The organism is Vibrio frigidus, from assembly GCF_042465995.1.
In the GTDB taxonomy this organism is placed as follows: domain Bacteria; phylum Pseudomonadota; class Gammaproteobacteria; order Enterobacterales; family Vibrionaceae; genus Vibrio.
In genome coordinates this window covers 287,896-301,642 of the sequence record NZ_JBCDMC010000008.1, presented here as the reverse complement: position 1 = coordinate 301,642, position 13,747 = coordinate 287,896, and the positions used below count along the sequence as shown (strand labels likewise).

13 protein-coding genes are annotated in these 13,747 nt (G+C 43.7%); 12 read left to right on the top strand and 1 reads right to left on the bottom strand.

All coding sequences use genetic code 11. The features are described from left to right. Positions 1-177 precede the first annotated feature (177 nt). The 5 genes from AACW90_RS15750 (at position 178) to AACW90_RS15730 (ending at position 5,189) form a co-directional block, all read left to right on the top strand. Positions 178-1,881 carry a class I SAM-dependent methyltransferase gene (locus AACW90_RS15750; RefSeq protein WP_390236234.1) on the top strand — a complete coding sequence of 568 codons (1,704 nt, stop codon included), beginning with the start codon at positions 178-180 and terminating at the stop codon, positions 1,879-1,881. Between the two features lie 381 nt (positions 1,882-2,262). Beyond that, positions 2,263-2,940, top strand: coding sequence for a TetR/AcrR family transcriptional regulator (locus tag AACW90_RS15745; protein WP_390236232.1), 678 nt, complete (start codon positions 2,263-2,265; stop codon positions 2,938-2,940). Next, the gene (locus AACW90_RS15740) at positions 2,937-3,782 is read left to right on the top strand and encodes an ABC transporter ATP-binding protein (protein WP_390236230.1); all 846 of its coding nucleotides are present in this window, start codon (positions 2,937-2,939) and stop codon (positions 3,780-3,782) included. The genes AACW90_RS15745 and AACW90_RS15740 overlap by 4 nt, the downstream gene beginning before the upstream one ends. A gap of 1 nt (position 3,783) precedes the next feature. Beyond that, positions 3,784-4,482 carry a fluoroquinolone export ABC transporter permease subunit gene (locus AACW90_RS15735; RefSeq protein WP_390236228.1) on the top strand — a complete coding sequence of 233 codons (699 nt, stop codon included), beginning with the start codon at positions 3,784-3,786 and terminating at the stop codon, positions 4,480-4,482. Continuing rightward, positions 4,479-5,189, top strand: coding sequence for an Rv2686c family ABC transporter permease subunit (locus AACW90_RS15730; protein ID WP_390236226.1), 711 nt, complete (start codon positions 4,479-4,481; stop codon positions 5,187-5,189). The genes AACW90_RS15735 and AACW90_RS15730 overlap by 4 nt, the downstream gene beginning before the upstream one ends. Positions 5,190-5,413: 224 nt before the next feature. On the opposite strand, the gene ulaR is transcribed toward AACW90_RS15730, so the two are convergent. Further along, positions 5,414-6,190, bottom strand: a complete 777-nt coding sequence (gene ulaR, locus AACW90_RS15725; protein ID WP_390236223.1) for an HTH-type transcriptional regulator UlaR — start codon at positions 6,188-6,190, stop codon at positions 5,414-5,416. 199 nt (positions 6,191-6,389) lie between these two features. On the opposite strand from ulaR, the gene AACW90_RS15720 reads away from it, so the two are divergent. The 7 genes from AACW90_RS15720 (at position 6,390) to rpiA (ending at position 13,710) form a co-directional block, all read left to right on the top strand. Beyond that, positions 6,390-7,232, top strand: coding sequence for a Cof-type HAD-IIB family hydrolase (locus tag AACW90_RS15720; protein WP_390236220.1), 843 nt, complete (start codon positions 6,390-6,392; stop codon positions 7,230-7,232). A gap of 9 nt (positions 7,233-7,241) precedes the next feature. Next, complete coding sequence (locus AACW90_RS15715) at positions 7,242-7,943, top strand: ribulose-phosphate 3-epimerase (protein WP_195703517.1); 702 nt, start codon at positions 7,242-7,244, stop codon at positions 7,941-7,943. Positions 7,944-8,024: 81 nt separating this feature from the next. Further along, positions 8,025-9,182, top strand: a complete 1,158-nt coding sequence (locus tag AACW90_RS15710) for an iron-containing alcohol dehydrogenase (protein WP_390236216.1) — start codon at positions 8,025-8,027, stop codon at positions 9,180-9,182. Positions 9,183-9,275: 93 nt separating this feature from the next. Next, positions 9,276-10,013 (top strand): HAD family hydrolase, encoded by a 738-nt coding sequence (locus AACW90_RS15705; protein WP_390236214.1) that lies wholly within the window; start codon positions 9,276-9,278, stop codon positions 10,011-10,013. A 2-nt stretch (positions 10,014-10,015) separates the two neighbouring features. Then, positions 10,016-10,972 (top strand): transaldolase, encoded by a 957-nt coding sequence (gene tal / locus AACW90_RS15700; RefSeq protein ID WP_390236211.1) that lies wholly within the window; start codon positions 10,016-10,018, stop codon positions 10,970-10,972. 10 nt (positions 10,973-10,982) lie between these two features. Beyond that, on the top strand, positions 10,983-12,977 hold the full coding sequence (gene tkt, locus AACW90_RS15695; protein WP_390236335.1) for a transketolase: 1,995 nt from the start codon (positions 10,983-10,985) through the stop codon (positions 12,975-12,977). A 1-nt stretch (position 12,978) separates the two neighbouring features. After that, positions 12,979-13,710: a ribose-5-phosphate isomerase RpiA gene (gene rpiA / locus AACW90_RS15690; protein WP_390236209.1), complete on the top strand. Its 732-nt coding sequence runs from the start codon at positions 12,979-12,981 to the stop codon at positions 13,708-13,710. Positions 13,711-13,747: the final 37 nt, after the last annotated feature.

Here is a 13,747-nt window from a genome sequence, read left to right as displayed (position 1 = left end):
AACCTCGTACCACCTAGCTAAACGAATAGTAAATTAACAGAAACTAGCACCTTAGACCGCATGAGAATGAACCTTCTCTGAGACAAAGATCACAATACTTAACCCATTATTAAACCTTTATAGTCCTAAGTAACCAAGCCAGATATCATTAAGTAAAATTGGCCTGCGGTTAACGTTATGTCTACAACCTCTTCTTTTTACAATGAAAATGCTCAGCAACTATCTAAGCAGTATAACGCCGTCGAGTTCGAGGTTGTTCATCGCACTTGGGCTAATTACTGGCCAACGGTTGGTCAGCGAGTTTTAGATGTTGGCGCAGGTTCTGGCCGTGATGCTAAATGGATGACAGACCTAGGTGCGGATGTTCTCGCAATTGAACCTGCGTTGTCGATGCTCACTGAAGGAAAAAAAGCGACAGGAAGCAAGGTTACTTGGTTACAGGATGAGCTTCCTTGCCTTAAAAAGGTCGATAATTTGGGCATTCGTTTCGATCTTATTCTAGTCAGTGCGGTATGGATGCATTTAGCACCGACACACCGTGCTCGCGCCTTTCGTAAATTATCAAACCTATTATCACCTAATGGTAAGTTGGTTATTTCACTTCGGCATGGTGAATTCAATGATGGGCGAAAAAGTTATCCTGTGTCGGTAGAAGAGTTAGAACGTTTTGCTCAAGATACGGCCTTATTGGTCAGGCATGTATCGAACTCTGATGATAGCCTTGAACGTAACGATGTTACTTGGCAAACGGTTGTGATGACACTGCCAGATGATGGCACTGGCGACTTAAATAAAGTAAGGCACATTATTGTTAACGACAGCAAAAGTTCTACTTACAAGCTTGGCTTGTTGCGTGTTCTTCTACGTATAGCTGATGCACACCCGGGTTGCGTGATAGACAAAACCGATGGGGAAGTATCTATTCCGTTAGGGCTTGTTGCGCTTTATTGGATTAAGGCCTACAAACGTTTAGTTGACCATAGTCAGCTCCAACAAAATAGCAATTCTAAACTGGGTTTAGCCTTTATTACCTCAGATGGTTGGGAACAGATTACCCATCTTTCAGCGGACGATTTGGCCGTCGGAAGTCTATTTGTTGGTGATGAAGCCAAAGCGATTCAAAAAACCATTCAAGCTTCGATAAAAACGATGAAAAATGGACCAATCAAGTTTATCTATAGCGGCTCGATGTCAGAGAAAAATCAAGAATTTACTACTCAACCGCCAAGGAAACACCGAAAACTGCAATCATGCATTTATCTTGATAACCAATTTTTCGAAAGTTTTGGCTCACTGGTCTTAAAACAAAGCCTTTGGGAATGTTTCCGCTTATATAATTCATGGATTGAGCCATTGGTCGTCAATCAATGGATAACGCAAATGCAGCGATTTGAACTAAATAAAAAAAACGAGATATCACTGCAAACTTATCATGACTCATTAATATGGTTAGACATAGGTCATGATACAAGCGGTGTCCGTAAGCGAGTGGATGAACTACAGAAAAATAGTATCAAACTTACCAGCGTCTGGAGCAGCACCAAGCTTGCAAATGGTTATCATGTAGACCACTGCTTGCCTTTTGCTTATTGGCCAAACAATGACAAGTGGAACCTTTTACCAAGTACAAAAACTGAAAATCTGAAGAAAAAAGATAGATTACCAAAGAGAGTTCGCTTAGCAGAATCTAAACATCGTATCTTAAATTGGTGGGAGCTTGCTTGGGGTGACGATACTGCCGCCACGCAGCGATTTTTTACTGAAGCTTCGTTGTCTCTGCCCAATATCCCACCGCAATGTAATGAATTCGAAGAAGTATTTGAGGCTATGGGCCTTCAAATTAGCGGGGTTAAGAGTCGGTTATTAGTGGGCGAGTGGTAATACATTGCTTTCCAGCTACCTAGAAACACCAGAAGTGATTGGGCTAAGGGATGACATGACGTTTCGTATTATGCGTGAACACAAACCCTACCTTGGGTATCATCGGGATACCTTGCTTAAAACCTAACGCGCATTGCGGTTCTTAATTGCTACATTCTACATTCCCACACTGCGAGATCACTACAGTATTGCCCCTTGCACTCTCAAGTGTTCTGTCCCTTCTATAAGAATTTTGCTGCAAATTTATTTTATTTTGTCCACTTTATCGATGACACATTAGCTGTTTTTCCCGCCTCACATTCATTCATCAACTAAATATGACTTGCCAGTCATATTGTTGCGTGATAATTTATGACCATGCAGTCATAAATAGAGTTTCTAATGCCAAAGAAGACGTTTTTAAACCTAAATGAAGCCAAGAAAAAACAGATAACCGATGCTTTTTTAAGAGAGTTTGCGACCAAACCTTTTGATGAAGCTTCTTTAACCGTTGTGGTAAAACAGCTAGGCATCGCGAAGGGCAGTATTTACCAATATTTTGAAACAAAACTGGATCTGTTCCTTTATCTTATTGGTGAATGTGGTGCCACCAAAATAAAATATGTAGGCTCCATATCACGAACCGATTACCCCGACTTTTGGCATTATTTCCGCTCGCTATATGAGCATGGGGTTCAATTCGATAATGAAAATCCTTTGCAAAGCCATTTTCTGTTTAATCTCATCAGCAACCTTAATTCACCGTCAATTAAAGACTTGTACGAAGACATGGTTAAACAATCCATATCCGCCTTTGAAGGGATGGTTGAACATGAAATAGAACAGAGACTTTTCCGTGATGATATACCGGTTAAAACCATGGCGTTCATGTTGTACAAAATGGGTACCAGCATTCAAGAGAATATGATATTTGCAGAGGTCATTAACCCGAAGAAAAGCATCGAAGAAAATACCTCTGTATATAAAGGTAAAAAAGACGAGTTGATGACAATGGTGGATGATTATATTCGATTAACAAAGCCATCATTTGATAAATCCACACCGAGAATAAACGAATGATACAGATAGAAGATTTGGTATTTCAATACCCAAAAAATGATACCCCGACGTTGAAAGGGCTGAGTTTTACAATTGCAAAAGGCGAAGTCTTTGGGTTTTTAGGCCCATCAGGCGCAGGCAAAAGTACCGCGCAAAAACTGCTGTATAAAACTTATCAAAAATATGAAGGCATGGCAAAGGTAGACGGAAAAAACCTGTCCGATTGGGATAATACCTACTTTGAGAAAATAGGGGTCGGTTTTGAATTACCCAACCATTATTTAAAGCTGACAGGAAAAGAAAACCTGAACCTGTTTTCCTCCTTTTATGAAAAAAAACCAACCAAAAGTATAGAAGACCTTTTTGAAATGGTGGACTTACTAGAGGCAATTAATCAGCCCGTTGAAGCCTATTCTAAAGGGATGAAAATGCGCCTAAATTTTATACGGGCCATACAGCATAACCCAGACATACTGTTTTTTGATGAACCAACTTCTGGGCTTGATCCTGTTAATGCACACCGGATAAAACAGCATATTTTAGCGTTAAAGGCGGAAGGGAAAACCATCTTTGTAACGACCCACAGTATGGAAACCGCAGACCAAATTTGTGACCGTGTTTCCTTTATTGTTGATGGGAAACTACAGGTAACGGATACGCCTAAAAATCTTAAAAAACAGTACGGACGCGAAGCGGTAATTGTTGAACTAAACAATGGTCATTCCGTTGAGTTTCCATTGAAGAACTTGGGCGAGAATCAAGAGTTTTCAGCCTTCATCAAGGAAGATGAAATCAAACGAATTCACACGCAAGAAGCCACGCTAGAAGAAGTCTTTATCCGTATAACAGGTAAATCACTTTAATATGAAAAAATTTATAGTGCAGTTAAAATGGCAGTTTTTACTGCTACAAAAAAACAATATTATTGGTATCAGCGTCGCGGTGACGCTTATCTATGGTGTGCTTTTGTACCTTTTAAAAGAGATGGGCAGTGTAGACATGTTGCTTGTGTTTTTGGTGTTAAATGATCCTGCTGTCATTGGGTATTTTTTTGTGGCATTGGCGATTTACACAGAGATTAAGCATCAAATATTGCCCGCAATATTCATCACACCTTTAAATATGCATACCTATCTTTTGTCTAAAACTGTTGCCATTTCAACTATCGGACTTGTCTGTTCTTTGGGCTTAGCTATAACCGTAAAAGGTGTGGATTTTGATATGTTGCCCTTCATTATCGGTACGATGGGAATATGTGTGCTCTCTACTTTGTTAGGCATTTTTATGCTCACATTCGCCAATGAGTTCATCAAGTTTGGAATGCTATCAATCCCTGTATTTGTAACCTTCATTAATGTTCCACTCTTGCAATATTTGGGTGTTGTCGATATGGGTTTTATTAAATATCTATTTCCTATTCAAGGGAGTTTGGACTTAATAGACACCGCAATTAGTGGAACAGACATTAACTATTGGGGCGCATATGTTTCTGTCCTTGTGATGGTGCCGTTGCTTTATTGGTTGGCATTTAAACAGTTCAGTAAAAAGGTGGTGTATCAATGAACAAAGTACTAAAACTTTCAATCACTGACTTCAAAATTATTTTTCGAGATAAATCTTTGAAAGGGATGTTGTTGTTACCTATATTCCTATTTGTTTTGATCGTGTGGGGGGTACCTGCTTTAGTCGAAAGATATGATTTCTTAGTGACCTATTTGAACCTATTTTTAATTATTGCCGTCATCGAGAATACACAGGCGTTTTCCTTTATCAGCACGATGGTTTTGATAGACGAAAAGGAGAATGATGTTGCTAAGGTATATGGTGTCGTACCTCTCTCTAAGTTTGAATATATTGTTTCTCGATTCCTTATTCCTTATTTAATTACGCTGCTCTTGAATGTGGTTTTATTTATGGTACAGCCTTTCTTTGACATTGAATTCAGTGACAACGTATTAATATCTATGCTTGCCGCGTTAGTTGTACCCGTTTATGCGTTGTCGATTAATTCAATTGCTCAAAATCGAATGCAGGGAATGATTTACATCAAAGCCTTCAATATGCTGGTTCTTTTGCCTGTTTGCGCTTTTTTTGTGCCTGAAAAACTTAAGCATCTTTTCGGTATCTTTCCTACGCATTGGATTTTTCAGAGTGTAGAGAATGCCACGCAAGGGCTGCCTATCGGGTTTATGTTAACTATTGGATTTATCATTTTCACGGGTATGTTTATCTATGTATCAAGAAGCTTTATTAAAAATCATTTTGTATAGAGGTGGGGTGAATACCCGTAAATAGAAGCATTAACACTAAAGAGGGGAAGAGCGGTTTCGTCTTTAATCTGACTATAGACAATACGAGTTGGTATTGACGCTTTGAAGGGGATGGGAATGCGTTGTGTAAAACCTAACGCGCATCCCAACTTTCAGTTCTCAACGAATAACGGCTAATGATCAGTTGTTCAGTTTTCAAGAAACCGACTCCAAAAACCACAGCACTACACCACGATAATGTTCACCCCTTGGCCTCTCAAACTATCAAGCACATCTGAATCTGCGTCGCTGTCGGTGATCAGGGTATCAAGCTGTTGTGCTGCTGCAAGAAGTTTGCCTCCGTGTTTGCCCACCTTAGTGCTGTCTACCATGGCAACCAGTTTGGCACCGTATTCAAGGAGTTTTTTCTCGGCCATGTAAACTAATAGGTCAGAGGTGTGAATACCAGCGGTGGTGATTCCAGAGCCGGTAAAGAAGACGAAGCGGCTTTTGTGGTCATCGGCGGCTTTCTCATCAGGAGAAATAGTAATCTGACGCTCTGGCAGGTATTGCCCACCCAATATGATGACACTTTGATGGTCTTGGCTGATCAATTGATAGGCCAACGGCATAAAGTTAGTGATAACTTGAACATCGCGGTGCAGTAAGTGCTCGCCCATTAGGAATGTCGTGTTACTACCACTCACAATAATGCTGTCATGCTCATCACACATGTTCGCGGCTGCTTTTGCGATGCGGTTTTTCGCGGAATACTCTTCTATATCCGGTTCGCTTGGAATAAAGCTATTTGGTGCATGGGTGGCCGATTCCGCAGCATTGCTGTTTATGCTCTCTGCACCATTACGAATCTTCTTTAGTTTGCCTTCTTCACCTAGTTTAGTGATGTCTCTGCGTGCTGTAGATAATGAGATATCCAACATTCTTACGTATTCACCCGTCGTCATAAAGGTATGACTGTCTAAGTGATCTAATAACCTTCTATGACGCTGAGCTTCATTCATTGTTTTAATCCTAATTTGGTGTTGACCTATTTTGACCGAATATGAAGTTTTGAGCAAATTAAATTCTATTTTGACTTTATTTGACGTTTAATTGTGATCTAACGCATTATTTTGGTCATAAAGCGTCACAAGTGACTTTACATGACCTAACTTGACCCTTTATAGTTGCTTTGCGTCACGAGAGGTCATGGAGGCCAATATGAAGTATCAAGCCGTTATTATTGATTTGGATGGAACACTGTTAAGTGATGACGACCAGATTTGTGCGATGAATAAAGAGGCCATCGCTCTTGCGCTTAATAATGGTTACAAGGTTAGTTTGGCGAGTGGCAGACCGCACGAGTTGATGATGCCCTATGTTGAACAGCTCAAATTGTCCCTTCCGATAATCTGTTGCAATGGCGCTTACCTTTATGACCCGAAAACCAAGCAGGTATCGAACCAACAATCTATCGATACAGGTTTTGTCACAGAGCTACTTGGTTTACTTAACGACAGCCATTTTGATTTCACCATTTACTCAAGCAATGGTGTGTTCGCTCAGCAAACGTCAAACCACACAACAAGTTTAGAGCACAAGGCCAAGACCATTTACACCGATTTAACGGTGAGCATTGTGCCTAACGTTGCCGAGCTAATAGCTCAAGTAGGCGATGTCTATAAAGTGTTGGTTTCTAGCCAGGATAAAGGGGCGCTTAATCAATTACGCGACGCTTTGCAAACTCGTTGTCAGGCGGATCTGTCTGCACCGAACAAACTCGATATTACGTCATTAACCGCAACCAAAGGTTTCGCGCTTGAACAGTGGTTAATCACCCAAAATATCCCAACTCACAACACCATTGCTTTTGGGGATGGAGACAACGATGCCTCTATGTTCCGTTTAGTCGGAGAACCAGTTGCAATGGAAAACGCTAGCCCTGCATTGAAAGGGTTAGCAAATCTTATTGTCACCAACAACAACGGTTGTGGAATTGGCCAGTACCTGCGCTTAACCGTGCAAGAAGGTCAACATAAACACCAACACTCATTTAGTTATTAAGGAAAAATCATGAAAAAAGTTAAAATTGCAGCGGGTCTTGCTCACGTTGATTACGGTCATATCGCTGATGTTGTAAAAGAAGTGTCTGATGCTGGTGCCGATTATATCCACTGTGATGCGGCGGATATGCATGACCTGAAAAACCTGCAACTTATGGGTGGACATCAGATCGTTGAAGGCATTCGTCCTTACACTGATAAGCCAATTGAAGTGCATGGTTATTTCAAAGATTGCGACCGTCTATTCATAGAGAAAATCGCGGCAGCGGGTGCAGACATGCTTATCCTTCCTGCAGAACATTTCATCGGCGCACCACTGTGCTACATCATCAAATACTGTAAAGACTTGAACATGAAATTCGGTCTAACGGTTGGTGCTCTAACGCCAGTTTCATTCGTTAAAGAATCTATCTATTACTTGGATCGTCTACACATTGTTATCCACGGTATCAACGACAACGATGACGAGTGGTTATGGCGTGAGTCTGCTATTGCGATGATTCGTGAAGCTCGTGAGCTTATCAACGAACGCAACCCTAATTGCGAATTGTGTGTGGATGGCGGCATCCGTAACCACAATATCGAATTGCTACTAAATGAAGATATCGACGCGATGGTGGCATCAACAAATATCTTCGGTCACAAAGATGGCATCACAGCCGGTGTTCGTGATTTCCGTGCGGCGATTGACCAGTTAGAAGATAAGAAATAAGAAGCGTAAACCGTTTCGTTGCCAGTGCTGAGCTACCCCCTAAATATTGACTAGCTTAGCACCCTTACCAAGGAATTAACCATGACACAGTTTCAACACTATCAACCGACAAAACTGACGTTTGGTGCGGGAGAAATTCAAAAAATTGGTCAGCTTGTTGCTCGATATGGTACTCGCTGCCTCGTGGTGTCAGAACCAATTTTTGAAGCAGTAAAGCCTGCCTACGAACGTATTTTTACGCTGTTGGAAGAGCAAGGTATCGACATTACTCATTTTGATGGTGTCGTGCCTAACCCTCCAACAACCGTCGTTGAACGTGGCCGCTTGTTAGCGGTAACAGCAAATTGCGATGTGGTTTTGGCTATCGGGGGTGGTTCTTCTATTGATACAGCAAAAATAATTTCTGCAACCATTAAAGCAGAGTCATTGAACTGGGCTGATTGGTTTGCCACTTATGACTCGCCATTTGGTGAAATTGAGGCATTACCAGCCAAAACGCTGCCTTTGATTGCGGTACCAACCACGTCTGGGACAGGTTCTCAGGTCACGCATGCTGCTGTGATCACGGATCTAGAACAGCACGCAAAACTGACCTTGTTCCACCCAGAGTTCTACCCATGTGAAGCGTTGATAGATCCTGAACTTATGCTGACTCTGCCACCGCGCATGACAGCAATGACGGGTTTTGATGCCTTTTCACATGCCTTTGAATCGTTTACTGGCACTCGACCATCTCCATTTGTGGATGGAATGGCGCTAGAGGCGATGAAATTAGTGGTAGAAAACCTACCGAATGTTGTCGATAACGGCGCAGACCTTAATGGTCGTTGCCAGTTAGCGAAAGCCGACACCTTAGGTGGCATTGCCTTAGCGAATGGCGGCGCGGGGGCGCCTCATCCACTGGGTGAAATCCTTGGTAGTAGTAAAACTAATCTGCCGCATGGGCTAACGCTCGCGGTGGTTTACCCAGCTTATGTTCAACTTCAATGGTGTAAACAGCCAGAACGTTACGCGCAAGTGGCTGAGTTATTTGGTGCTATGGGAAGCACTGAAGAAAAGGCGCAATCGCTTGCCGCACATTTGGTAACGTTTTTAGACCGCATTGGACTTGAGTCTAATTTGACTCAGATAGGTGTGACAGAAGATGACGTCAAAGCATTAGAACCTGCGTTTTGTTTCGATTTACCGCTGACCAGTGGTGAAGAGATGAAGAAGATTCTACGTGCAAGTTTGGCATAGATAATATTCGTGGTGCAGCTGACATATAAGTTAAAAGACTCAATGTTAGCTCAAAGACGAAACGTTAATAGAAACAACAAAGAAGGCAAAATTATGGAAAAAAATATTGATAACTCGTGCACCGCAACAATGGAATTGGAAAGAGAGGAATTCATTGTAGGTGATGTACAAGCATTGATATTTGATTTCGATGGCCTTCTAGTCGATACCGAAACCTGTATGTTCAGAGCTTGGGAAGCTTTGATGAAGCCATACGGTGTTGAAGTGTCGCAAATTAAGATTGCTGGCCTAGTTGGAAACGCTATGCCAGCAACTTATCTCTACCAGCAATATCGCCAAGTCTCTGGTGAAACGCTCACGAATGATGAAATTGATAAGTTGTTATACGCCAAAGCGTATCGGCTTGTCGAAAATATGTCTGAACGTGACAGTGTTCGAGAGTATTTGGATTTCGCCAAATCAAAGGCGTTCAAAGTCGCTTTAGCGACGAGCTCGAGTTCAGAGCACTATTTGCCAATTCTAACTCGTCTCAACCTTGTTCATTATTTTGACTGTTTTGTTGGTGCGGAAGAGATTGCACTGACAAGGCGTAAGCCTCAACCAGATGTGTACCTAGCTGCACTCAATAAATTGGGTGTTTCTGCCCATCAAGCCATCGCATTTGAAGATTCTCCACCCGGAGTAAAGGCGGCTCGAACCGCAGGAATACCAACCGTTGCCGTAACCAATCTACTCACTCGTCACCTCGATGTCTCGCTAGCCAACGTGGTGCTGAGTTCGATGAATGAGCAAACGTTACCGGAACTGATTAATAAACTTACTGAGAAATAACGATGAATAAATTAGAGCAATTGAAAAAGTACACCACCGTTGTTGCCGATACCGGCGACATCGATGCCATTGCGGCGTTTCAACCAGAAGACGCTACAACAAATCCTTCGCTTGTCCTTAAAGCTGCAGAGATGCCTCAATATGACCGCTTAATTGTCGACGCGGTAACGTGGGCAAAAGCGCAAAGCAGCGATAAAGCAATGCAGATTATTGATGCGGGCGATAAATTGGCCGTCAATATCGGCTTAGAAATTCTAAAAACCGTCCCTGGCCGTATCTCTACAGAAGTAGATGCGCGCATGTCATTTGATAAAGATGCGAGCCTTGCTAAAGCACGAAAGCTGATTGGAATGTACAACGAAGCAGGTATCAGGAACGACCGTATTCTGATCAAACTGGCCTCCACATGGGAAGGCGTGTGCGCGGCGAAAGAGCTGGAAAAAGAAGGCATCAATTGCAACCTAACCTTGCTGTTTAACTTCGCTCAAGCAAAAGCGTGTGCAGAAGCGGGTGTCTTCCTTATTTCACCTTTTGTGGGTCGTATCCTTGATTGGTTCAAAACCAATACCGACAAGAAAGACTATCTACCAAATGAAGACCCAGGTGTGGTTTCGGTTTCTGAAATCTACAACTACTACAAAGATCATGGCTACAACACCGTTGTGATGGGTGCAAGCTTCCGCAGTGCTGGTGAAGTATTGGCGCTCGCAGGTTGTGACCGATTAACGATTGGCCCCGCCATTCTAGACCAACTTGCCGCACAAGAAGGTCACGTGGAATGTCAGTTGTTTGCTGAACGCGATGCAATCCAACCCGCACCGGTAGTCATGATGACAGAAGCCCAGTTCCGCTGGGAAATGAATCAGGACCCAATGGCCACAGAGAAATTGTCTGAAGGTATCCGTAACTTTGCTGTCGACCAAGGCAAACTAGAAGCCATGATCGACGCGCGTCTGTAGGAGAAGCATGATGATTTCACGTTCTAAATTAGCAGACACTATTCGCGTATTGAGTATGGATGCAGTGCAAAAAGCGGCTTCAGGTCATCCGGGCGCACCAATGGGTATGGCGGACATTGCCGAGGTACTTTGGCGCGACTTTCGAAAGCATAACCCAAGTAATCCCAACTGGACCGATCGCGACCGGTTTATTCTGTCTAACGGTCACGGTTCAATGCTGATCTATAGCCTGCTGCATCTTTCTGGTTATGAATTATCAATGGATGACATCAAATCCTTCCGCCAGTTGCACAGTAAAACGGCAGGTCATCCAGAGTATGGCTATGCACCCGGTATTGAAACGACCACAGGCCCACTTGGGCAAGGTATCACCAACGGCGTAGGCATGGCGTTAGCCGAGAAAGTCCTTGCGGAGCAGTTCAACCGCGAAGGCCACGATATTGTTGACCACCATACCTACGTATTCATGGGCGATGGCTGCATGATGGAAGGGATCTCTCACGAAGCCTGTTCATTGGCTGGAACGCTTGGCTTAGGTAAGCTTGTGGCATTTTGGGATGATAACGGTATCTCTATTGATGGTGACGTTGAGGGTTGGTTCTCAGACGATACGCCAAAACGTTTTGACGCGTACGGCTGGCACGTTATCTCGGATGTGGACGGCCATAACGCCGACGATATCCATCGAGCGATCACGGAAGCAAAAGCGGTCACCGATAAGCCAACGCTAATTTGTTGTAAAACCGTGATAGGTTTTGGCTCGCCAAACAAGTCAGGCAGTCACGACTGTCATGGTTCTCCTTTAGGCGCAGACGAAGTGGCCTTGGTACGTTCGAACCTAGGTTGGGAACATCCAGCATTTGAAATCCCACAAGACATTTATCAAGCATGGGACGGCAAAGAGAAAGGTGCTGTAGTAGAAGCAGACTGGGATACGCGTTTTGAAGCGTACCAACAAGCCTACCCAGAGCTCGCCGCTGAATTTAGTCGTCGTAGCCAAAACGAATTGCCAGAAAACTGGCAGGCGCATAGCCAAGATTTTGTTAAAACCTTGCAGGCGAATCCACAAACGATTGCGAGTCGCAAAGCCTCTCAAAATACCATTGAAGCGTTTGGTCCAATGCTGCCAGAGTTTCTTGGCGGCTCCGCTGACTTAACACCGTCGAACCTAACCAATTGGACGGGATCGAAAGCAATCAGTGCAAAAGATGCGTCAGGTAACTACCTCAGTTATGGCGTCCGCGAATTCGCTATGTCAGCCATGATGAATGGTATAGCGCTGCACGGTGGATTTATCCCTTACGGCGGAACCTTCCTGATGTTTGTGGAATACGCCCGTAACGCACTCCGCATGGCGGCGCTAATGAAGCAGCGCAGCATCTTCGTTTACACCCACGATTCTATTGGTTTGGGTGAAGATGGTCCAACGCATCAACCGGTCGAGCAGATCGCGTCACTGCGTCTGACACCGAATATGAGTACCTGGCGTCCGTGTGACCAAGTAGAAACGGCCGTAGCATGGATATCCGCTATTGAACGTTTTGATGGCCCAACGTCGCTGATTTTCTCTCGCCAAAACCTGGTTCAATTTGAACGTGATGAAACCACGCTCGCCAATGTGGCGAAAGGGGGCTATATCCTTTCCGATTGTGAAGGTGAACCTGAACTTATCCTGATTGCGACCGGCTCTGAAGTGGCCCTAGCCATGGAAGCGAAAACACAATTGACGGAGGTGAGATGCCGCGTTGTGTCTATGCCGGCTACCGACGTGTTTGATGCGCAGAGTGCTGAGTACAAGCAACAGGTGTTGCCAAGCCACGTTGTTAAGCGTGTTGCGATTGAAGCGGGTATCAAAGATTACTGGTTTAAGTACGTTGGTTTGCAAGGTGACATCGTAGGAATGACGAGCTTTGGTGAATCAGCGCCTGCTGAGCAATTGTTTAAGATGTTTGGTTTCACGGTTGAAAACGTCGTGGCGAAAGCCAAAGCGATTCTGGAGAAATAATATGGGGTTGGTGCAATGTTTTATTGAAAACACGAGCCAAGATTGCCTGCGTACTAAGGCGGCGAAAGTCGCCTTAGACCACGTGCTAAAAACGCTTACGCCTAGCTGCGTGATTGGTATTGGTACCGGGGCAACGGTGGAAGTGTTTGTTGAGTTATTGAAGCAAAGTGAGGCTGAGTTTGCCCACTGTGTATCGAGTTCTGAGCGTTCGAGCAAGGCGATTCAAAAGGCAGGCTTACAAGAGATCGCGATCTCTGATTGTGAGCGTGTGGACTTTTATATCGATGGTATCGATGAAGGGTTGGATAACGGGGTGGCGGTGAAAGGTGGCGGCGCGGCACTAGCAAGAGAGAAGGTGCTTGCTACATTGGCGATGACGTTTATTACTATCGCAGACAGCGGTCGATTGGTCACACAATTAGGTCAGTTTCCGTTGCCTATCGAGGTGTTACCTGCGGCTCGAAAAGCGGTATTCAATGTCTTGCAGAGCCTTGGTGGGAACCCAGCTCAGCGTGACGGTTGTGTGACAGATAACGGCAACATTATTTTAGATGTTTCTGGATTGGACCTTTCACAACCCAAGGCGTTGGAGCAACAACTTTGCGCGATTGCTGGTGTAGTAGAAAACGGTATTTTTGCACAGCGTAGTGCAGACTTTATGGCGTTCTCTGACAGCAAAGGAACGCAGTGGTTTTCGAAAGAGCGAGTTATTGAAGAAATGAGATCTCGATAACAACTCTATTTATACAACTCTCAATAAGATAAAATTT